Origin of the sequence: Shewanella gelidii (assembly GCF_014647855.1) — a bacterium.
Lineage (GTDB): Bacteria > Pseudomonadota > Gammaproteobacteria > Enterobacterales > Shewanellaceae > Shewanella > Shewanella gelidii.
On the sequence record NZ_BMPZ01000004.1, the window covers coordinates 65791 to 87169 of the forward strand.

At 46.6% G+C, this 21379-nt stretch carries 17 protein-coding genes; 8 read left to right on the plus strand and 9 right to left on the minus strand.

The annotated features are described in order from the left end of the window. Positions 1-172: 172 nt before the first annotated feature. The 5 genes from IEY18_RS09485 to IEY18_RS09505 all read left to right on the plus strand — a co-directional run bounded on the left by IEY18_RS09485 (position 173) and on the right by IEY18_RS09505 (position 7549). A complete protein-coding gene (locus tag IEY18_RS09485; protein ID WP_188920155.1) occupies positions 173-1318 on the plus strand; it encodes an efflux RND transporter periplasmic adaptor subunit in 1146 nt (381 codons plus the stop codon). Positions 1319-1328: 10 nt separating this feature from the next. Further along, entirely contained in the window at positions 1329-4466 is a 3138-nt protein-coding gene (locus IEY18_RS09490) for an efflux RND transporter permease subunit (RefSeq protein ID WP_188920157.1), read from the plus strand. 700 nt (positions 4467-5166) lie between these two features. Continuing rightward, positions 5167-5736 carry a LemA family protein gene (locus IEY18_RS09495; RefSeq protein WP_188920160.1) on the plus strand — a complete coding sequence of 190 codons (570 nt, stop codon included), beginning with the start codon at positions 5167-5169 and terminating at the stop codon, positions 5734-5736. Continuing rightward, positions 5736-6770, plus strand: a complete 1035-nt coding sequence (locus IEY18_RS09500; protein WP_188920162.1) for a DUF3137 domain-containing protein — start codon at positions 5736-5738, stop codon at positions 6768-6770. The genes IEY18_RS09495 and IEY18_RS09500 overlap by 1 nt, the downstream gene beginning before the upstream one ends. Further along, the gene (locus tag IEY18_RS09505; RefSeq protein WP_188920164.1) at positions 6770-7549 is read left to right on the plus strand and encodes a lytic transglycosylase domain-containing protein; all 780 of its coding nucleotides are present in this window, start codon (positions 6770-6772) and stop codon (positions 7547-7549) included. Before IEY18_RS09500 ends, IEY18_RS09505 begins: the two co-directional genes overlap by 1 nt. A gap of 17 nt (positions 7550-7566) precedes the next feature. Here the strand turns inward: IEY18_RS09505 and IEY18_RS09510 are convergent, their stop codons facing one another. After that, positions 7567-8187, minus strand: a complete 621-nt coding sequence (locus IEY18_RS09510) for a helix-turn-helix transcriptional regulator (protein WP_188920166.1) — start codon at positions 8185-8187, stop codon at positions 7567-7569. Positions 8188-8327: 140 nt separating this feature from the next. Next, a complete protein-coding gene (locus IEY18_RS09515; RefSeq protein WP_188920168.1) occupies positions 8328-9170 on the minus strand; it encodes a 23S rRNA (adenine(2030)-N(6))-methyltransferase RlmJ in 843 nt (280 codons plus the stop codon). 282 nt (positions 9171-9452) lie between these two features. Between IEY18_RS09515 and IEY18_RS09520 the strand changes: the two genes are divergently transcribed. The 3 genes from IEY18_RS09520 to IEY18_RS09530 all read left to right on the plus strand — a co-directional run bounded on the left by IEY18_RS09520 (position 9453) and on the right by IEY18_RS09530 (position 11884). After that, complete coding sequence (locus IEY18_RS09520) at positions 9453-10229, plus strand: class I SAM-dependent methyltransferase (protein WP_188920170.1); 777 nt, start codon at positions 9453-9455, stop codon at positions 10227-10229. Positions 10230-10521: 292 nt separating this feature from the next. Beyond that, entirely contained in the window at positions 10522-11535 is a 1014-nt protein-coding gene (locus IEY18_RS09525) for a permease (protein ID WP_188920172.1), read from the plus strand. A 115-nt stretch (positions 11536-11650) separates the two neighbouring features. Then, a complete protein-coding gene (locus IEY18_RS09530; protein ID WP_188920174.1) occupies positions 11651-11884 on the plus strand; it encodes a thioredoxin family protein in 234 nt (77 codons plus the stop codon). Positions 11885-11957: 73 nt separating this feature from the next. Here the strand turns inward: IEY18_RS09530 and IEY18_RS09535 are convergent, their stop codons facing one another. From IEY18_RS09535 to greB, 7 genes are all read right to left on the minus strand, one after another. Next, positions 11958-14150, minus strand: coding sequence for a hypothetical protein (locus IEY18_RS09535; RefSeq protein WP_188920176.1), 2193 nt, complete (start codon positions 14148-14150; stop codon positions 11958-11960). Then, positions 14147-14740, minus strand: a complete 594-nt coding sequence (locus tag IEY18_RS09540) for a GNAT family N-acetyltransferase (protein ID WP_188920179.1) — start codon at positions 14738-14740, stop codon at positions 14147-14149. The genes IEY18_RS09535 and IEY18_RS09540 overlap by 4 nt, the downstream gene beginning before the upstream one ends. Positions 14741-14879: 139 nt before the next feature. Then, positions 14880-16817, minus strand: coding sequence for a methyl-accepting chemotaxis protein (locus IEY18_RS09545; RefSeq protein ID WP_188920181.1), 1938 nt, complete (start codon positions 16815-16817; stop codon positions 14880-14882). 198 nt (positions 16818-17015) lie between these two features. Continuing rightward, positions 17016-18344, minus strand: coding sequence for a two-component system sensor histidine kinase EnvZ (envZ, locus tag IEY18_RS09550; protein WP_188920183.1), 1329 nt, complete (start codon positions 18342-18344; stop codon positions 17016-17018). 6 nt (positions 18345-18350) lie between these two features. Continuing rightward, the gene (gene ompR, locus IEY18_RS09555; protein WP_188920185.1) at positions 18351-19076 is read right to left on the minus strand and encodes an osmolarity response regulator transcription factor OmpR; all 726 of its coding nucleotides are present in this window, start codon (positions 19074-19076) and stop codon (positions 18351-18353) included. Positions 19077-19382: 306 nt separating this feature from the next. Continuing rightward, positions 19383-20639, minus strand: coding sequence for a hypothetical protein (locus tag IEY18_RS09560; protein ID WP_188920187.1), 1257 nt, complete (start codon positions 20637-20639; stop codon positions 19383-19385). 224 nt (positions 20640-20863) lie between these two features. Then, positions 20864-21340 (minus strand): transcription elongation factor GreB, encoded by a 477-nt coding sequence (greB, locus tag IEY18_RS09565; RefSeq protein WP_188920189.1) that lies wholly within the window; start codon positions 21338-21340, stop codon positions 20864-20866. Positions 21341-21379 lie beyond the last annotated feature (39 nt).

The following is a 21379-nucleotide window of genomic DNA, read 5'->3' on the forward strand; positions in this document are numbered from 1 at the left end:
TGTCTTGTTTGGGGAATATGTGTGTGAGATAAATAGCCAAGCCCAATAAGCTTAAATTTGCAGTTTATTGGGACGAATTTTTATGGTGCTGGGGCTTTTGCCTTAGCGCTTTTTGTCGTTTTTATAAAAAGTAGCCTGAAGTATTAAGTTTTGGCGCCAAAAAGGAGTGTTCATGCAGCATCTTATTAAGCTTGTTTCTGTGGTGATGGTCATCATGGGGCTTGCGGCCTGTGAGCAGGAACAAAAACAAGCGCAACAGCAACAAATGCCTCCAGCTGAGGTGAGCGTCTTAACGGTTGCAACCAAGTCTCAGGCAATTCAGGTCGAACTACCAGGGCGTAGTAGTGCGTATTTAGAGGCAGAGGTTCGCCCTCAAGTCAGTGGGATTGTCACCGAACGTAGCTTTATTGAAGGTAAAGATGTGGTGAAAGGGGAATCATTATATCAAATTGACCCATCGACCTATGAGGCTGCCTTAGTTAGTGCCAAGGCCGATCTTGGTCGAGCCGAAGCTGCTGCGGCAACGGCAAAAGGTCGTGCAGAGCGCTTTAAAGCGCTGGTGAAGAAAAATGCAATCAGCGAGCAGGATTATGATGATGCTGTCGCCGCATATAAAGAGGCGCAGGCAAGTGTCATTGTTGCCAAAGCTGCGATAAATACTGCAGAAATTAACCTGAAATACACGGAAGTGCTTGCGCCAATATCGGGTCGCGTGGGTAAGTCTAATGTCACCGCGGGTGCATTGGTGACTGCGAGTCAAAGCCAAACGTTGGCGACTATCCAGCAGCTTGACCCAATCAATGTCGATATTGTTCAATCCAGCGCTCAGCTTTTGCGATTGAAGGCCAAGCTAAGAGATGGCGAGCTGACCAAAAGTACCAATGGCGATGTGACATTGCTGTTAGAAGATGGCTCAACTTATGCCCATATTGGCCAGCTCAAGTTTGCCGAAGTGCGTGTAGATGAAAATACAGGTTCTGTAACCATTCGAGCTGAGTTTCCTAATCCAGATGGTGTGCTTCTTCCTGGCATGTTTGTTCGAGCCCTCCTCGACACAGGTACGGATCCCAAAGCGATTTTAGTACCGCAGCGTGCAGTGACTCGTAACACTAAAGGTCAAGCCGTCGTGATGCTGGTCAATGGTGAAGACAAAGTGGAATCTCGAATCATTACTACCGCTGAGGTGATCGACAATAAGTGGCGTGTTATTCAAGGGTTAAGTACTGGTGAGCGTGTCATTGTTGAAGGCCTGCAAAAGATCCGTCCCGGTGCGCCGGTAGTGGCTAAGCCATTTGTGTCCACGAAACCTCAAGCATAAGGGATAAACTATGGCTCGTTATTTTATTGATCGCCCCATTTTCGCTTGGGTGATCGCCATTATGGTGATGCTTGCGGGTGTGTTGGCTATCGGCAACCTTCCTGTATCTCAATACCCGAGTATCGCGCCGCCAACGGTCGTGATTAGTGCGAACTACCCAGGTGCATCTGCGAAAACGATGGAAGACGCCGTGACGCAGGTGATTGAACAGCGGATGACAGGTATTGACCACCTTCGCTATATCACATCAAGTAGTGATAGTTTTGGTAATGCTCAAATCACATTAACCTTTAACGCGGAAGCTGATGCTGATATTGCGCAAGTGCAAGTGCAGAATAAGTTGCAACTTGCTATGCCATTGCTGCCTCAAGAGGTACAAGCACAGGGTGTGAGCGTGACGAAGTCTAGTGCCGGATTTTTAATGGTATTAGCGTTTGTGTCTGAAGATGGCTCGCTAAATAAAGATGATATTTCGGATTATGTTGGCTCAAATGTGCAGGAGCCAATGAGCCGCTTGCCGGGTGTCGGTGATATTCAATTATTTGGCGCTCAGTATGCCATGCGCATCTGGCTTGATCCGATGCGACTGACTCAATTTAACCTGACGAGCCAAGATGTAGTGGGGGCTTTGCGAGAGCAAAATGCGCAGGTTTCTGCTGGTCAATTGGGTGGTGCGCCGTCATTACCCGGGCAAGAACTGAATGCGACTGTCTCTGCGCAAAGTCGCCTGCAATCTGTACCAGAATTTGAAGATATTATTCTGAAATCAGATGCCTCAGGAGCAAATGTTTATCTAAAAGATGTCGCACGCGTAGAGCTTGGCGCAGAAAGCTATGCTGTCACCTCTTTGTACAACGGCCAACCTGCAGCCGGTTTGGCGATTAGCCTAGCGACCGGTGCGAATGCGTTAAATACGGCTAAAGCCGTGCGAGATCGCATTGATGAAATGAAGCCGTTTTTCCCTGAAGGGTTACAAGTTGCGTATCCTTATGACACCACGCCGTTTGTTGAGAAATCAATTGAAGGCGTTGTGCATACGTTGATCGAAGCCGTTGTGCTGGTATTCGTGATTATGTATCTGTTTTTGCAAAATTTCAGAGCGACATTAATCCCGACAATCGCGGTTCCTGTGGTCTTGCTTGGCACCTTTGCCATTCTTTCATTCTCAGGCTTTTCCATTAACACGCTCACCATGTTTGCCATGGTGTTGGCGATTGGCTTATTGGTTGATGATGCCATTGTTGTGGTGGAAAACGTTGAGCGGGTTATGTCGGAAGAGGGGCTCAGCCCGCTTGAAGCCACGCGCAAATCTATGGACCAAATTACCGGAGCCTTGGTTGGTATTGGTCTGACATTGTCCGCTGTATTTGTTCCGATGGCGTTTATGTCTGGGTCGACCGGCGTGATTTATCGCCAATTCTCAATCACCATTGTTTCTGCGATGGCGCTGTCGGTTATGGTTGCTATTATCTTAACGCCAGCTTTATGTGCGACCATGCTGAAGCCGATTAAAAAAGGCCATACCCATATTAATACCGGCTTCTTTGGTTGGTTTAATCGCATGTTTGACCGTATGACCGCGCGTTACGAAAGAAGTGTTGCCCACATTATCAAACGTACCTTGCGCTTTATGGGCATTTATCTTGTGATTGGTATCGCAACCGCTTGGATCTTCATGCGCATGCCAACAGCATTTTTACCCGATGAAGATCAAGGCATTTTGTTTTCAATGGCGATGCTGCCAACGAACTCGACGCAAGAGAGTACCCTTGATGTTTTGTCTAAGGTCAATGATTACTACCTTCAGGAGGAATCTGAGGTCGTAGAGTCGGTCTTTAGTGTCGCAGGCTTTAGTTTCGCGGGTAACGGTCAAAATATGGGCATGTCGTTTGTAAAGCTGAAAGATTGGGCTGAGCGAACCGCACCGGGAACAGATGTCCAAGCCTTATCGGGTCGAGCTATGGGGGCATTTTCACAAATTAAAGAAGCATTTGTGTTTGCGTTTGTACCGCCGGCGGTGATTGAGCTTGGTACGGCCAATGGTTTTGACTTCTATCTTCAAGACAAGAATGGCCAAGGTCATGAAGCCTTGGTGAATGCACGGAATCAGTTGCTTGGGATGGCGATGCAAAACCCGAATCTGGTTGGTGTTCGTCCCAATGGTCAAGAAGACTCTCCGATGTATCAATTGCATATTGATCATGCCAAATTGCGCGCATTGAGTGTGGATATTGATAGTGTAAATAGCGTGCTGGGTACTGCGTGGGGTGGTTCTTATGTGAATGATTTCGTAGATCGTGGTCGAGTAAAACGGGTTTACGTTCAGGGTGAAGCAGAGTATCGAATGCAACCAGAGGACTTGGACTCTTGGTATGTTCGAAATGCCATGGGTGACATGGTGCCATTCTCTTCTTTTGCGACGGGTTCATGGGAATTCGGTTCGCCGCGACTTGAGCGCTTCAATGGTTTGTCATCGGTGAATATTCAGGGCGCAGCCGCTCCGGGCTTTAGTACGGGTGCTGCGATGGATATTATTGAAGATATCGCTAAGCAATTACCGCCGGGATTTGGGATCGAGTGGAACGGCCTGTCGTATGAAGAACGCCTGTCTGGCAATCAAGCGCCAGCGTTATATGCCTTGTCTATCTTGGTGGTTTTCCTTGTTTTAGCAGCGTTATATGAAAGTTGGTCTGTCCCGTTTGCTGTGGTGCTCGTGGTTCCGCTCGGGGTGATTGGTGCGTTACTGGCGATGAATGGTCGCGGTCTACCTAATGACGTATTCTTCCAAGTTGGCCTACTGACAACGGTGGGACTGGCAACCAAGAATGCGATTTTGATCGTTGAGTTTGCTAAGGAGTATTACGAGAAGGGTGATACCTTGATTTCCGCTACGCTTCACGCAGTTCGCGTTCGACTCAGACCGATCCTGATGACATCACTTGCATTTGGTTTAGGAGTGACGCCGCTAGCGATTAGTAGTGGTGTTGGTTCTGGTGCGCAAAATGCGATTGGTACTGGCGTATTGGGCGGCATGATTAGCTCCACCTTCCTTGGGATCTTCTTTATTCCTCTATTCTTTGTGGTGGTTGAACGCATCTTTAGTAAGCGTGAACGCGAAGAGCGAGCCAAGAAGGCTGAGCAAAGCTAATGTGATAGCGTGTATGTCAACGGATTAAGCCATCAGTCGCCTAAGCGCTGGTGGCTTTTTTGTGTGTACAATGGGTTCTAGTGCGACGTCGTGATGCTGTTGCGACGTTCGTGCGAGGTTATATTTGGTTTCAATCAGGCAAAAAAAATAGGACCCATAGGGTCCCAATAAAAAGGTTAGCAATTGGTAAGGTGTCAAACTTCGAACCATTCCTTCGGAAAGGAATAAGCTCACTTTAGCAAAGGCTTCCTGTATGCAAACTGAACACATTGTGACTGGTCGCACAAAAATATATTGCTCTGCGTGACTAAAGTCGTCTTAGGTTTGTTTTTCCCTATATAAAGTGTCTTTGCGAAGGGGGAATTTGGCCATTTAACATTGGGGCTATTCATGAGCCGTGGTTAACCGCTGACTTAGGTGATTGAAAAATAATTAATTAAAGTTTTTAAGATTTAAAGTAAGAACTTTTGGCGAGCTAACGCGTTAAGTGAGAAGTAACAAGCGAATTCCATAGCTAGATCTTCAAAATATGGCTAAAAATGAATAGATAACTCAAAAGCAGTGTAAAAAAACACCTAAAACCATCAGGGGCATTGCAGTTCATTATTTGGCTAAATAGATGAAATTCCTAGCGCTTTATGGTTAGCTAGTGAGCATAATAATAAAGCTAGTGTCGTAAAAGTAAGAATAGGGATGTGTTATGGAAGGCTTGCTATTGATTTTGGGTTTGGCGTTGATCATTGCTTATTTATGGTATGTCAGCTTAGTGAAAAAGCGTAACGCATGTCGTGAAGCATTATCTGGCATAGACGTGCAGTTGACCAAGCGAGCCAACCTTGTGCCAAATATTCTGAAAATTGCTCAGAAGTTTATGGAGCATGAAAAAGTCTTGCTGACGGAAATTACAGAGCTACGCACTCAAGTGGTCAAGCAATATAGCCTCAGTGATCGTCAGGCGGTAGAAGGGCACTTGGCTGCTGCTGAACAATTGAATGAAAAAATGTCACAGCTGATGCTAAATGTTGAAAATTACCCTGAGCTCAAATCAGACCATACCATGCTGCAAGCCATGCAAACCTATAACGAGGTTGAAGCTCATATTTCTGCGGCAAGAAGGTTTTATAATGCTGCGGTCACCGAACTCAACAATGCAGTGGAAATCTTCCCTGGGTCACTGATTGCCAATATTGCATCGATTGTAACCATGCCGTTTTATAAAGCCGCCGAAACAGCCCAAACACCGATTGACGCTGCAGATTTCCTAAAATAGTGGCTCAGTCTCAGCTCACGTGGCCGCGTTTTATACTGGGTGCGGCCATTAAACATCATCGTCAATCTCAAGGATTGGCCGGTTCTTCAGATGAATTGCCTGCATTAAGACGGCACTATGCTGAGCAGGTCGAGCCGGTGAGTCGCAAATTTGAAAATCAACGGGTCGCGACCCTTAAGTCATTCCGAAAGCGTTTATATCTATCACTGATGATCACCTTGGTGGTTTGTGCGGTGTTGTTACTTTTTGCGCCATACATCATGGCACAACCTACAGTTGAAGTTTTGTGGCCGTGTGGACTAGTTATGCTTGGGCTATTTTGGTGGAGCGCATCTCCGATTCGCCGCTACCAAAGTGATATCAAAGTGCAGGTGTTTCCCCGTATATTTCGTTACTTCGGTGATGACTTCATATTCAGCGACAATCACCGCCTCAGTTTGAGCACCTTTAAACAAGCAAAAATTTTACCTCGTTATGATAGAGCCAAACATGAAGACTATGTGCAAGGCACTTACCGAGGTGTTGAAATTGTACTGAATGAAATTGCGTTAGTTCGTCGAGTTAAGCGTCATAATCGTACGGTTGATCAACCTGTTTTCAAAGGGCTGGCGATTGAACTGAGTTGCAAAAAACCTTTTCATGGCCATACGGTTTTGATTAAAAACCGCGGTGGCGTCATGAACTTTTTTTCTGACCGTTATGAAGGTTTGCAGCGAGTAAAGCTTGAAGATGCCAAATTTGAAAAACGTTTTGATGTATTCTCCACGGATCAAGTTGAAGCGCGTTATCTGTTAACGCTGGCCTTTATGGAGCGGCTGCAAGCGTTGGCTGCGCTATTTGGTGAAAGCTTTCAATGTGCTTTTTATCAACAAAAACTATTCATTTTGCTGGATAGCAAAATAAACCGCTTTGAATTGGGATCTGTGTTAAAAGGTGCAAGTTTTGAACATGAATTTAGTCAGATAAATCATGAGATGAAGCAACTCTTTGCTATTATTGATGTATTGAAATTGGACGAGTACACAGGATTGTAATGACCCAAGCACAATCATCTTCTTTTTTGCCTGCAACGAGTGGCCACTCCCGTGACGATTTATGTGCCACCATCAAATCGACTTATCTCACTGTAATTGTGGCAGGACTGTGTGCGTTCTCTTTAAACTTATCTGCTCAACCTAAAGATGCGAAACAAGCTGCATCGACCAAGCCTCATATTGTTGCAAGCTTTGCCGAGAAAGGGCTGAGCCATTCAAAAAAGCATGAAAAAGTTCAGGTTTATCAATATGAACAAGCGAATGGTGTCATGGTGTTTAGCGATACGAGGCCAGCGCAGGGCAATTTTCAGGTTCATTTGTATGATTGTTTTGCGTGTAAACCAGAATCGAACATTAATTGGAAATCGATTAAATTGTTTACCAAAGCGCATCAAAATATTATAGAGCTAGCGGCAAAGCAACACCGATTGGAGCCCGCGTTGATCCGTGCAGTGATTCACGCAGAGTCTGCTTTTGATGCTAAAGCTATATCGCGCTCCGGAGCGATGGGGTTAATGCAACTCATGCCTGATACTGCCAATGATATGGGAGTACTGAATGCATTTAAGCCTGAGCAAAACATTCAAGGGGGCAGCCGATATTTAGCGCAAATGCTTGATCGGTTCGATGGTGATATTACTTTGGCGTGTGCCGCATATAATGCTGGGCCGACAACGGTGACTCAATATCGTGGTGTTCCACCGTATCCAGAAACCCAAGCCTACGTCGAGCGAGTCCAAATCCTGTTAGAGCGTTATCGCAAAGCTGCACGTAGCTAACCTTGTTTAGTACTGGTTCAGCTGCACGGCGTAATTCTGTAGCTGCATCGGATGCCACCAGACAGAAGGTGTTGTTCGCGCTGGACCTTCGCGGGTGAAAATATCTGTTGAAACATCAACAGTTCGCCCTCACAAAACCCTTGGCATTGGCTTGCCGCAGCGCAAATAGGGCAATGGTTTTCAATGAGCAAATAGCTATCATCATGTTGAAGCCAACTCGCCATATAACCCTCATTGCTTCTGAGCTCTGTTAATCGTTTCAGCTTTTCTTCAAGATTGGTGTGACTCGCCAGTTGTTGCAAGTAGTGCTCAGAGATTTGTTGCTGACGTTGCTCCACAACCTGAGACAGCCCTGCTTGGCCAAACACTTGCGTGATATTTTCAATGAGCTGCACGGTTAAATCAGCATGGCGATTGGGAAAGTGCTCATTAGACTTTTCGGCGAGCCTCCACAATCGGCTGGGACGGCCACGACCTTTTGCTTCATCCACGTAGCTGACGTGCCCCGAGCAATGTAATTGTTGCAGATGCTGTCTGGCGCCCATCGATGTCATGGATAAGCGGGCACCAATTTCTTTTGCCGTCATTGGTTGCTGGGTTTTTAAGAGGTGCAGTATTTTGTCGGTACTTGCTGACATCAAGGTGTCCATTCATGTACTTAGTGACGATAGTTTTAGAATAAAGCAAACCATTACTTTATAAAAGGGGGGGAAACCCTCGTCGGTGAAGCAGAGTGGCGCATGCAACGCTTCGCTCTATGTAAGCCCCCAGTATGTCGTTACTCTTCAACTTCCCACTGAACAGTCACACAGCCACCACCTTCATTGAGTCGTTTGTGCAGACAATCAACGGTTTCTTTTGCTGCTTCGTCTAGTTGCCATGGCGGGTTAATGACCCAGAGCCCAGCTGCTGTCATGCCAAAAGCATGGCTATCGGGTTTTACGCTTTGTTCTATTCGCAATTGGCGACGAATACCACTTTGCTTGAGCCGATTAAGCATCGATTCTGTTTGAGCCCGATCCACGACTGGGTACCACAGCATAAATGTACCCGTTGCAAATTTCTTGTGGGCTTTAATGATCGCGTTGGCAACTTCAACATAGTCAGTTTTAATTTCATAACTTGGGTCGATCAGCACAACACCTCGACGCTCGATTGGCGGTACGGCCGCCATTAACCCTTTTAAACCGTCGGTTTTTAAAACTTTGACAGAGCGGTCGCCCTGAAATTGCTCGTTGAGCAAGTCAAAATCTCTAGGGTGTAACTCATGCAGAACCATGCGATCTTTCTGACGCATATTCATATCAACAAATGCCGGTGAGCCAGGGTAAAAGCTAAGCTCTTCTTTGCCTTGATTAAAGTGGCGTACATCGGCGACATAATTGACGAGCGCTTCAGGCAAATCATCTTGCTGCCAAAGCTTAGCAATACCGTCAAGGTATTCCCCCGTTTTTTGGGCAAACTCATCGGTCAACGCATAACCACCCGCACCTGCATGGGTATCGATATAGGCCATCGGTTTATCTTTCTTGTGCATGAGCTTGAGCACTTGCAGCAACATTGTGTGCTTCAGTACATCTGCATAATTTCCAGCGTGGTAACCGTGGCGATAACTGAGCATTGACGTTCCTAAATATGTGTCGATGGAATGGCAGTATGGCATGGAAGCCAATTGTTGCGGATCCGAAATGAATTGGCGCTGATTATAACCATCTTCACCCTTAACCCCTAATTGAACTTTGAATGGAATTCGTCCGCGGTGCGATAGAAGTTTTAAGGGACGACTTTAGGGCAATGATGTCAACTCAATGCTGTAAGTTACAAATGCATAGCATATCTTCCTGCAACAGGTTTTGGCATAATATCAAGATTCCAAAGATGACCATGTATTGAGCCCACGCCTTTGAATCCAACACACAATCAGCCGACCTTCCCAGTGTCTTTTAATCGTCACTTTCCAACCCTAGAGGCGATTTGCCAGCGCTGGAATCTGTTGTTTGATGCCAACGCAGCATTTGAGCTAGTGTTTGACGACAATCGCCTCACGTTGTTCAAACGAGATGAGCCCAAATTGAGTGGGATTTGCGTGGACTTCGTCGCCGGGGCGGTTGCCCATCGCCGCAAGTTTGGTGGTGGTCGAGGTCAGGCGATTGCCAAAGCGGTTGGATTGAAATCAGGTGCGAATCCTAGTGTGGTTGACGGTACCGCCGGTTTAGGTCGTGATGCATTTGTTCTCGCTAGTCTAGGTTGCGAAGTGACGATGATTGAGCGTCATCCTGTGGTCGCAGCCTTGCTTGAAGATGGCTTACGCCGTGCGTATGAAGATGTCGAAATTGGCGAGTGGATGCAGCAGCGCATGCAGCTGGTACATGGTTCAAGTTTACAGGCACTCGCACAGCTGCAAAACCAGTTTGATGTGGTTTATCTTGATCCGATGTATCCCCATCGCGAGAAGTCGGCCTTAGTGAAAAAAGAGATGCGCGTGTTTCAATCTTTAGTCGGCGCCGATCTTGATGCTGACGGCCTGCTTGCTCCTGCCTTGCAATTGGCAACTAAGCGAGTTGTCGTCAAACGCCCAGACTATGCTGAAGACCTTGATGGCGTGAAACCCAGTACGGTGATTAAGCAAAAGAAAAATCGTTTTGATATTTACGTCAAAGCAGCAATGGCAATGAGCTAGGTACCGAAGTCACCCCAAGCAAGCGTTGCTGTCGCTGAACTTAAATCAAGCAACCATAGTTTTATTTCTGTAGCTATTCGTCAGCTTCTCGCTAATAACTTTTCTGATTTGATGGCGATATAGCAGAATGTGCTTGGCATAAACGCCATCATCGCATTTTGCACCCGTGGAACGTTGAGCCTTGAGTTGTTCTATAAATAATTGTTCATCCACACAAATTGAGATCTGTGTCTTATAACATATGTGAAATTTCACATATTGTTTGAGCTAAGTTGATTCTCAGGTTGCTCTCATGTTCCAGATATTTACTGATTTTGCCTCTTGGTTAGTTTACGGCGTGTTTGGGATCTCTCCCGAGAGCGCATGGGGACCTGCGCTGCACTTTTTTGTTGAGGACGTAAGTAAAATCTACGTCTTGCTGGTGGTCATGATTTATCTGATTGCTTGGCTACGGGCTTCGCTGAATGTTGAGCGGGTGCGAGATTATTTGGCGGGCAAGCATCGTGGGCTCGGCTACTTCATGGGGGCTGGCTTTGGTGCGATTACCCCATTTTGCTCCTGTTCTAGCATTCCTGTATTTCTCGGCTTTACCTCGGCGGGCATTCCCATTGGCATAACGATGAGCTTTCTGCTCACTTCACCATTAATCAATGAAGTGGCGATTTTGCTTTTACTGAGCTTGCTTGGGATTGAGTTTACGTTGCTGTATGTGGTGGTTGGTATGAGTATCGGCATGTTGGGTGGCTGGTTTTTAGATACCATTCGAGCTGAGCGTTGGTTGCAATCATTTGCTGCAAAAGCTTTGCAACAGGCACAGGCAAAGCCAGCAGCAGAGCAAGGAAAAACGGAGTTACAGAACGAACAAGCTGCTCGCTTATCGCTGGCCGAGCGCCATGATTTTGCCAAATCAGAGCTTACGGATATCTTTAGTCGGGTCTGGAAGTGGGTCATCATTGGTGTCGGTGCTGGCGCCGCGCTTCATGGCTTTGTACCAGAAGGTTGGATTGAAGCGAACCTTGGCGCTGGACAGTGGTGGAGTGTGCCTGCTGCTGTGTTATTGGGGATCCCGCTATATTCGAATGCAACAGGGGTTATTCCTGTGATGGAAAGCTTAATCGTTAATGGCCTGCCTGTTGGGACGACACTCGCATTTTGTATGAGCACCGTGGCCGCGAGTTTTCCAGAATTCATTTTGCTAAAACAAGTGATGCAGTTGCGCCTATTAGGCATTATTTTTGTCATGCTATTACTGGCATTTACCTTTGTCGGGTGGATTTTCAATGCGCTTGGTCCATTGCTGGTTTAGTGTCATTGCCATATGAAAAAAGGTGAGAACCCCGTCTAAGTGTGGTAAGGCGAATACAATAGAGTTCGGTTATTCATTCATAAAACGATTAATAAGAGAAACAGGAATATTCAATATGAAATCAGTAAAGGTATTAGGATCGGGCTGTAAAAAATGTGAACAAACCGCGGAGATTATTCATCAGGTTGCTGCAGATTTAGAGGTGAGCATTGAACTGGAGAAAGTCACTGATATGGCGCAAATTATGGCTTATGGCGTCATGAGCACGCCCGCGATTGTGATTGATGAGCAGGTGGTTCATAAGGGCAGTAAGCCGGATGCAGCTCAAGTTGCGGCCTTACTGAGTTAACGAACTCCTCTCCATGAAAGGTCAATGTGGCTGATGCACGAGCAACTGCGTCAGCCATTTCTTATCAGAACCGTTATTTGTTCGGATCCTCTTTTTGGTTGATGAGCAGAATGACGAGCATGATGCCAAATAAGGTCACAATACTGACTTGCAAGCCTCCGGAGACCTGAATACCGAGTTTACTGCCATTGAGGATATCGAAGATATCTTTAAGAGCACCTACTGAAATCAGTGCCATCGAGCCTGAAAGCACACTGGTAAGGCGCTTGGTATTGCGTGATTTAATCCGAGCATGCAGTTTGGCGGTCTCAGTAATAATTTCGTCTTGGCGTGCCTGGATCTTATTGAGAGTTTTCTGAGTGCGAATGTGGAGTTTATCAAAGTCCATTTGCTGAAAGACTTTGTGGATCATTCGGGTGTGATCGGGGAAGGTCATCATGCTGCCAGCATTGATGAGTTCGAGCAGCCAATGGGCATCTTGGGTAAATTGTTTCAGGCATTGTCCTTCTTTTGTGAGCCTTTTAATTCTGGCCTCTAAACTGGCCACGGATTGTTTTTGCTGCTCGCCTTTTTGCTCGAGGGTAGTCGTCAGCTGTTTATCGAGTAGCTTATTGGTGAGGTGGAATAGGTTGTTAATCGCCGCGGCGACTTCCATCATCTCTGCAGATTGTTCTATGACCCAGTTGGGCTGCTGCAATAAGCCAAGTACGCATTCATGGTGATTGGTAAAAACAAACTCATCATGGTTGTAGCAATCGGCATTGAGGTTGAGCTCTTCGGGGGTCACGGTACGTAAACACCAGTCATCAACGGCGCTTCTCAGCTCCCTTTGCTGCAGTACAAAGGCAGGATAGGCAACATGGGACTTTAGCGATCGTGCTGTAATCGGTCGAGTTTCATTCTCTATACGCTCAACAACGCGATCCAAAATGGTTGCCACATAGCGATTCTCGCGCTCATTAAACGTTAGAATATCTGGTACCGGATGCTCATTTTGTGCAAAGCATTCAGATAGAGATTGTCCAAGTTTGCTAAACCGGTCATTGACGAACTCTTCAAGCAAGCCAAATGATTGGCCGTGGCAGCGCATTTGCTGGTCCATTGCAAACGAGGTACCTAATGACATGGCATGACGCACCCCACTGGCACTTGTGCCATCGAGGGCGGCCTTGAGGTTTAATGAAAAAACACCCATTGGGTAGTAAATCAGTTCGACTTCAAATTCGAGCTGCCTGTTTTCATCCCCTTGATTACGAAATGGTAGGGTGAGACTGGGAAGTTGCCAAGAGTAGATGTCTTCAAAGTCCTTGGCGATACCCGCCCAAATATCATTGAGCAAATTGCGTTGTGGGCCACTGCCTCCCCACTGGGAGAGGTAGAGCGGATGGCTTTGCGGCGCCTGGGAAACGACATCACATAGCGATTGCCTTAGCTCACGGCTCACTACATGGTTCACATTGGCGAAATAAGAAATGCGGATACTGCCTCGCTCAACGATCAGCGCTCCACTATTTTGTTCCCGATGTTCACTCAAAAATGTAAGCGGTGGCCATAGTGCTTCCAAATCGGTGGACATGATGTAGCGGTCGTCATCGGTCAACGCGGCAACGGCAGCGGAAAATTGAGGTCGCAGTGTTTGCATTTGATGACGCAATTGTTCTGGATCGCCCCAACGAATTGCGCAGAGCTGCGCAATCACAGCCACACCTTGACTGAAATGCTCGTAGGCGGAAAACTCAGGAGCGAGGTGGCTTTGAAACAGTTGTTGCTCTAATCCATTAAACTGAGACTGTAGTTGTTCGATTTGCTGAAGATGCGACTTAATATTTTGGGTGGCATCGGCCATTAGCCACTCTTGGCTGGTGTAGATGCCTCGGTCGATATAGCAAATATCAATTTGTATTGCTGCATACTTTTGTAACGCAAGATTGAGTGGTGATTCAGGTAAAGATTGCAGTGCCGTCACGCTCGAGCGGACTAGGGTTTCGGCATGCAGGTACCAATTACTTTCTTCGACTTCTTGGCGTGCGTAGCTATAGCTGGCGCAAAAAAACAGCATGGTTTCGATGGCGTTGAGTTCAGCAAAGTCATTTGGCTTTAGGTGTGGACTATCTTCTAGCTGTTGGGTGAGTGCGTATGCCGCAGAGCCCATTTGTTGTAACTCTTTACTGGCCCAATGGAAGCAAGCTTCGAAATCTTCTGAACGAATGAAGGCAAAGAATTCGGTAAGAATGGATTGCTGTGATGTATCTTGATCCAGAGTCATTGGTTTTCCTTAGAAAGAATGCGTTGCACTTGTCGATGGCGCCTTGGGTCATCTTGGTTTAAGTAGTAACTGTGGGTATAAATATGCTCGACGATTGCACACAATCGCGACCAACTGGGGGCTTTGGTGTTGAGTTGGCTTTGGTACATCAGTGCCATGCTTGTTTCTTGGTCATCGTCATAATGGGGCGAGCGGTAGTCGATTGCGAACGTTTGAAAGCCAAGTTTTTCATAAAAGGCTTCTGGGCCTGCCTCTGCCTCAACAAGGAGGTATTCAATACTGTGGTGCTGTTGAATGAACTCAAATAGCTCACGGCATAAGCGTTGACCTAAACCTTGGCCTTGGTATTTCGGGTCAACGAACAAGTAACCGAGCAACGCAAAAGCATGTTGAGGGTATAGCTCCGTGAGGGACACGCCAATGACGGTATTGTTTTGACGAACAATGACGCAACGGGTCTTACCCTGTTTTATGGCTTGTTCTATATCTGCAACAGCTTCCCGCTCCCACGGCGGAAAAATGTCGCAGTACAAGGCTTGTGCTTGTTGCCAGTCGTCCCCTTGCGCTTGAAGCAGCTGTATGATTTGCATGCATGACCACCCATAAAATTTTGTTAATCATATCAAAAGATAACCTTGACTGACCACAAATGATAAGGCGTATATGCATTGACGCAGTGGCGAGCACCACGCCAATGTTTGGTGGTTTTAACCGGTAGAAAATGCAGTGTTAAATCGCGGCGATACCTAAGTTCATTTCAATTTCTTGTACATTTTTGGCGACATGGCTGGCGATGTCTTCGCCTTGCTTTTTGGCTGATTGTGCTTGGCTAACAAGGTGGTCCATGGCTTGGGTTAGATCGGTGAGCAGCTGGGTTTGTTGCAAGGTTCGTCCTGCACCTTGCTTTGCGACCGTGGCCATTTGATTGGCATCGATTTGGACTTGCTTGGATAAATCCAGCATGGCTTGTGTTTGTTGTTGTTGGTTCTGGGTTGCATCATCAATGGCGGTCATGTTTTCTAGCAAATCAGAATTCGCAGACGTGAGTTGGTTCAAAATCTGACTAATTTCCTGTAACGAGCTTTGAGTTCGAAGGGATAGGTTTCGTACTTCATCGGCGACAACAGCAAAACCCCGGCCTTGTTCGCCTGCTCGCGCTGCTTCAATTGCGGCATTGAGTGCAAGTAGGTTGGTTTGCTCTGCAATATTGCCTATGACGTCGATGATTGTAGAAACCTGTGCCACCGAAGCATCGAGTTTTGCGAGTGAAGACTGGCATTCGGTTACCGTGGCCTGTGTTTGCTCTGTTGCGCCCAATAACTGCGCAGCTTCCTGCTGACTTTTTTGCATTTGGCTACTGGTGATATCGGCTCTGGATTCGATTTGATCAGAAAGCGTATGCACTTCTGCGGTGAGCAGTTTAATTTGTTCGGTCTGCGCTGTGGTTTGCACGACCACATCTTCCGTTGTACTTGCACCCAGTGACAGGGTTTGAATGCGGTCGATTAATCGTGCCAGAGATTGAGACGTATGTGCTAGCTTTTGCTTTTGGCTGTGCTCTTCATGCTCAATATTGTCAAGGAGCTGATTAAAGTGAGCTGCGATTTGCCCCGTTTCACATCGAGAGTGAATGGCGAGCTTACTGCGTGTATTTGATTGAGTCAGTTGGCCAAAAGCTTGGTGCAGGTGTTTGAGCGGTGCCACAATTAAACGGCGTTGAGCAATCCAAGAGATTAAAGAAAATAAGGCCAGCAGAGAGACGACGAGGTATAGCACTGCTTGCAATTTGAACTCTAATTGTTCGCTTGTTTGGGTTTGCCATGCCGCCATTTCAATCAACAAAGACTCTATGGTGCCTACATCTTGGCTCAGCGCTTGCTGCATGGCAGTTTTGCCCTGAAAAACTTGCTGCGTATTGGCGAATTCTTTTTTATATCTTCCGGTGAGGCTTTCTAATTCGGCTTTGTAGTCTTCCCCGATTTCGATTTGGTTTGGCTCGTCAGAACCGAGTGGAAAGTCATCCTCTTCTTCGGCATACAAGCCGATTAATGGTAAAGCGAGTAGTTTGCTGCGCCATGCTTGTAAATCTTGGATATGCGAGTCAATTAATGGCTTTATTCTTTGCTCACTCTTGATTAAATACGATTGGGTCAGCTGCGAAAGTTGATAAATCAATTCGGGGAGTGCATTCGTTAATTGTCGATATTGGTCGGATAAATCTGGGTTGATTGCGTATGCTTGTTGGGCATAAGCAGCAAGACGACGGTTGTTGTCGAGAATCTCTTTCTCTGCATTGGCTAATAAGTCCCGTGGGCTAGCTGCCAATTTGCCTGCTGCGCGATATTTACCATCGACATTCGCGATCAACAGTGGGATTTTGGCTTGTAGATCCTTCGCATACTGGTTGTTGAGTTGCTGGAGTTGTAGGTCGATATCTTGAAGCTGGCTTTTCGCCTGGTCGAGCATACTGGCGTTGCCTGTAGCGAGGTAGTCGTCAATGCTGCGCCGCACTTGAATTAAGAACTGCTGCTTAATGTGTTCGATATGGCTGTTGGTTTGCTGCACGTCCTGTGTTTTGTGATTGCTCCATATGACAACGCTTGCGAGCGCTGCAGCCAGCAGTAACAGTGCAGCAGATGCTGTCACTGATAAAGTGGATATTTTCATGGATGGTCTACTTTGGTGGTGATTCGCTTAGTCGGCAGCTTATGCCGATCTTGTTACCAAAATATGACCGAATCTGCTGCACATGGGGAATGATGCTCGAGTGTGAACTATCGCAAGTTCGCTCCGTCGTTGTATAGTCGAGCCGCGCTGCTTTGAGAATGTTTTCGCGCATCTCTATGACGTTGATTCGTGGAAACCCTATTCTAAGGGCAGCCAGACTTGAGATTTGAGCCCGCCTTCGGGGCGATTAGATAAAATCACTCGGCCTTGGTGACGATCAACAATACGCTTGACGATTGCTAGCCCAAGCCCTGAACCCACGCTTCCTCGGGCGGTGTCGCCTTGTGTAAAGGGCTGAAATAGTTTGGGAATTTGATCGTCAGGAATGCCGGGGCCGTCATCCTCAACGCAAAAGCCAACGGCTTTGCCATTGAATTGAGAACTAATTTTGACCCAACCTTTGCCGTATCGGAATGAGTTTTCAACGAGGTTGCTCAAAATGCGTTTAATCGCGATGCTTTGCATTGGAATTTCGGGGCAATCTTGGAGTTGCGTTTCAAGCTTACCTTCGCGATTGTGCTCCGCAGTTACAACCTCTTGGATGATTTGGTTGACTTGCCCTTGCTCTCGGATTGCTTCTTGATCTTGGCGAATATAAGCAATGAACTGATTAATAATTGCGTCCATGTCTTCGATATCACTCACAATGCCTTCTTTTAAATAGTCCTCATCTTCTGACATCATTTCAGTCGCAAGGCGAATGCGTGTCAGCGGTGTGCGCAAGTCGTGTGAGATCCCGGCCATTAACAAGGCGCGGTCTTGCTCGAGCTGCTGCATGCTGTGAGACATATTATTAAAGGCGTTGGTGACTTCGACGACTTCGGTTGAGCCGTTGAGGGGTAAAGGCTCGGGGAAGTCTCCACGTGACACTGAGATCGCAGCTTTCTGGAGGCGCTTTAATGGGCGGTTTTGTTGCCGTGCAAACCACCAACCACCGGCGACGCTGAGTGCTCCGATGACCATCAAGTAGAGCGTGAGGGGAGAAATACCAGACACTTCTTGACCAATCAGTGGCACTTTAATCCAAACCGACGGGGCTTGAGGTGGGCGTATCCAAATTTTTATCTCGCTGCCTTGGGAAATCCGCACATCGGCTTTGCCACCTAAATAATCGGACATCTGCGCGGATAAAAATCCATAATACGTCGCTTCTTCAATGCCATCTTCTCGGGCTTGCTTTTGATTGTAGACTTTCATGCCATCGTCTTTCACTTTGGCATTCAGCGCATCCACAATAGTCAGGTTTTCTCGATCGATATTGATGCCATCGACAAACAGTAGGTTGACTTGGCGGGCTATCAGCTGGTTGATTTGTTGATAGTTGGGTTTAATGACGTAAACCATCACCGACATATACGACACCAACTGATTAATCAGCAGCAGTACGCCAATTAAGATGACGGTTTGGCTAAAAGCGCTGCGCGGAATGTATTTGTGCCAGCGCTTTGTGACGGCTTGATTACCCATTTTCTACTATTTCGCAGACGAACCATCGGGTACGAAAACATAGCCTAATCCCCATACGGTTTGAATGTATCTTGGGTTGGCTGCATCTTTCTCTATTAGGCGACGTAGGCGTGAAACTTGAACATCGATAGAGCGTTCGAGCGCCGAGTAGTCTCTACCCCGCGCAAGGTTCATCAATTTGTCTCGGGATAACGGCTCTCGAGGGTGGCTGACTAGCACTTTCAAAACGGCAAATTCGCCACTCGTCAATGAAATAGATTCCTCGCCTTGGTACATTTCTCGGGTGGCCAGGTTCAAAGAGAAATCGCCAAACTCAATCACTTCTTCTTGTTGGGCTGGCGCGCCAGGAGCTTCTTGCACTTGACGGCGCATGACGGCTTTAATTCGTGCCAATAACTCTCTTGGGTTGAAAGGCTTGGGGAGATAGTCGTCTGCACCCAGCTCTAGACCAATAATGCGGTCAACTTCATCTCCTTTAGCGGTCAGCATCACAATGGGGAGTGGACTACCAGCTTGACGGATCCTGCGACAAATCGACAAACCATCTTCGCCGGGAAGCATGAGATCTAAAACCATTAAATGAAAATTTTCTCGCTCGAGCAAACGATCCATTTGTTCTGCGTTTGCGGCACTACGGACTTGAAAACCTTGCTCCATTAAGTAGCGTTCTAACAAAGCTCGCAAGCGCATATCGTCGTCGACAACCAGAATTTTTGAGGTTTCTTGTCCCATTGAGGTATTCCTTGTATCGGATTTGGCGTACCCAGTATCAGCAACTGGCTGATATTGAAAATGAATCTTAGCCATATTAGCTTGATTCGATCGGGGCTGACTAGCATCGAGTAAAGACATTCAGAAGTTTTGCTAGTGATCCTGAGTCTTGCTGCGATTAATTGTTTGATTTTATTCGTTTATCTTTTGCGAGAAGGGGCGTTCTAAAATTGTAACTAAATTGATTGTGGTTCGGTGTTTACTATCGTCTATCAATGAGTGGAGCCGCGTTCTGCGGCTCCAAGGGGATTGTACTTAAAGTTGAGGTTAGCGTCGTTCAAACATTAAAGTTTCATCGTTCATACCATCGCCGTCTTCATCAACGGTCAGTGTTAGGACATTGCCATCAGCCATCATAAATAGCATTGCGTCTGCATTAGCGGTAAAGCCAGTTAAGCCAGTATCGCTATTCGAGTCAAAGACCTGAGTTGCAGTGGCGCGACCTGTTTGAGTATCTAATGAATAGTTACCCCACTCCATACCCGATTCTTCTTGGGGATCACTATCATCGACTTCAAAGTGTACATACTGACCATTGGCCATAAAGTGAAGCAGTAGAATGTCATTATCATCGTTTAATGCTTTCCAAGTGCCGACAATGCCATCGTTGGGCTGGCGATTGAACGTCACTGTGGCATCAATGCTGTCGTTGCCGTTTTCATCAATGGTCGCAGTCAGAACGTCATCAATTAGCGTGGCGTACAAGAATGGTGCGCCATCGCCAACAAAGTCGGTCAAACCGGTATCACCATTTTCATCGAATGTTTGCGTGACAGTGATTAGGTTGCTGCTGGCATCACGTTGATAGGTTCCCCACTCAGCGCCAGAAGTTTCCTCAGTATCTGACTCGTCAACCTCCATATGAACATAGGTGCCGTCATTGAAGAACATAAAGAGTAACAGGTCATTTTCATCATCGCTGGCCAGCCAAGTGCCAGTAATACCGACGGTAACATCATTATCGAGTAGCTGATCGTTAAAGTGAGCGATAGCTTCTTGCTCAGATACCAGCCCCATAACGGCATCGTCTTGGCCGCCATTGGTAATAGTCATTGTTACCGCGCTACTACTTGCAAAGTCGTCAACACTTTGAGAGAAATCCACTACACTGGCCGAATCTATCGCGGTTTGGGTAATGGTGATGCCGTTATCGGGATTGCCGTCTTGGTCAAGGGTTTGTAGCAACCGGATCATATTGATAACCGAGCTATCAGTTACGTCCTCTGAGCTAGCAATATTCAGCGGTGTGACGGTGGGCATTGCCATGGTGCTTGGGAAAACCAAATCACCAATCGCAAATGTGACTTCCTCTCCTGCAACATAGCTAAATTCGCCCATTGCATTTGTATTCCCTGACTGAGTGGCAGTACTGTAGCCAATATTCATTACCGGACTATCTAAAAATACGCCAGTAATGACCGCGGGAGCAGGTGGAATTACCGGAGTATCATCGTCATCACTGTCACTCGAGCCACAAGCGCCCAAAAGCAGAGTTAATCCGGTACATAGCAGTAGAGCTCGCATATTAAAATTCCTTCTTATGATTAAAATTAGATAAGCGGAAGGTTCAATTCTCCAAGAACAGCTTGGGTTCTACGACTTAAGGAGGAAAAATAAGTATAGACCTGAATGCTTGATTTTGTGCAATTGCGGTATGCAAGCTCCCCAAAAGCAAAGTGTTTTGCTTATCGAGGAGGTTAATACTGTGTTGGTGAGCTGGGCTTGAGATGATTTAAGACTGTTTATGTTTACGGCTGCTTGTATTTGATGCTGTTGATATACCAAATCTGTTCGCCAGTGGGTGTTTTCACAACGGCTTCATCATCGCGTTCTTTTTTGAGTAACGCACGAGCCATTGGGGAGTCGATGGAAATATAGTCTTTGCGGCCATATATTTCATCCGGCCCCACAATACGGAAACTTAACTGCTCACCCTCATCATTTTCAATCTCAACCCAAGCGCCAAAAAAGACTTTGCCATCTTGCTCAGGGGCATACTCAATTACTTTGAGGGCTTCTATTCGCTTACGTAAGAAACGAACCCGGCTATCGATCTGGCGTAAAAGGCGTTTGTTTTCTTTATAGTCTGCATTTTCAGATCGATCGCCCAAGCTTGCCGCCCAAGCAACTTTCTTAGTGATTTCAGGTCGATATTCTCGCCATAAATGATTGAGTTCTTGGTTGAGCTTTTCAAACCCTTCAGGGGTAATTAAGTTTGTTTTCACAGAGTGCTATTTCTCGTTTTTTTGTGCAACTAATCGTAT

What these genes read in the sequence shown, in the direction of transcription:
- IEY18_RS09485 (WP_188920155.1), top strand. Translation starts at nt 173, where the DNA reads ATGCAGCATCTTATTAAGCTTGTTTCTGTGGTGATGGTCATCATGGGG.
- IEY18_RS09490 (WP_188920157.1), top strand. Translation starts at nt 1,329, where the DNA reads ATGGCTCGTTATTTTATTGATCGCCCCATTTTCGCTTGGGTGATCGCC.
- IEY18_RS09495 (WP_188920160.1), top strand. Translation starts at nt 5,167, where the DNA reads ATGGAAGGCTTGCTATTGATTTTGGGTTTGGCGTTGATCATTGCTTAT.
- IEY18_RS09505 (WP_188920164.1), top strand. Translation starts at nt 6,770, where the DNA reads ATGACCCAAGCACAATCATCTTCTTTTTTGCCTGCAACGAGTGGCCAC.
- IEY18_RS09510 (WP_188920166.1), bottom strand. Translation starts at nt 8,187, where the DNA reads ATGTCAGCAAGTACCGACAAAATACTGCACCTCTTAAAAACCCAGCAA.
- IEY18_RS09515 (WP_188920168.1), bottom strand. Translation starts at nt 9,170, where the DNA reads ATGCTCAGTTATCGCCACGGTTACCACGCTGGAAATTATGCAGATGTA.
- IEY18_RS09525 (WP_188920172.1), top strand. Translation starts at nt 10,522, where the DNA reads ATGTTCCAGATATTTACTGATTTTGCCTCTTGGTTAGTTTACGGCGTG.
- IEY18_RS09530 (WP_188920174.1), top strand. Translation starts at nt 11,651, where the DNA reads ATGAAATCAGTAAAGGTATTAGGATCGGGCTGTAAAAAATGTGAACAA.
- IEY18_RS09535 (WP_188920176.1), bottom strand. Translation starts at nt 14,150, where the DNA reads ATGACTCTGGATCAAGATACATCACAGCAATCCATTCTTACCGAATTC.
- IEY18_RS09540 (WP_188920179.1), bottom strand. Translation starts at nt 14,740, where the DNA reads ATGCAAATCATACAGCTGCTTCAAGCGCAAGGGGACGACTGGCAACAA.
- IEY18_RS09545 (WP_188920181.1), bottom strand. Translation starts at nt 16,817, where the DNA reads ATGAAAATATCCACTTTATCAGTGACAGCATCTGCTGCACTGTTACTG.
- envZ (WP_188920183.1), bottom strand. Translation starts at nt 18,344, where the DNA reads ATGGGTAATCAAGCCGTCACAAAGCGCTGGCACAAATACATTCCGCGC.
- ompR (WP_188920185.1), bottom strand. Translation starts at nt 19,076, where the DNA reads ATGGGACAAGAAACCTCAAAAATTCTGGTTGTCGACGACGATATGCGC.
- IEY18_RS09560 (WP_188920187.1), bottom strand. Translation starts at nt 20,639, where the DNA reads ATGCGAGCTCTACTGCTATGTACCGGATTAACTCTGCTTTTGGGCGCT.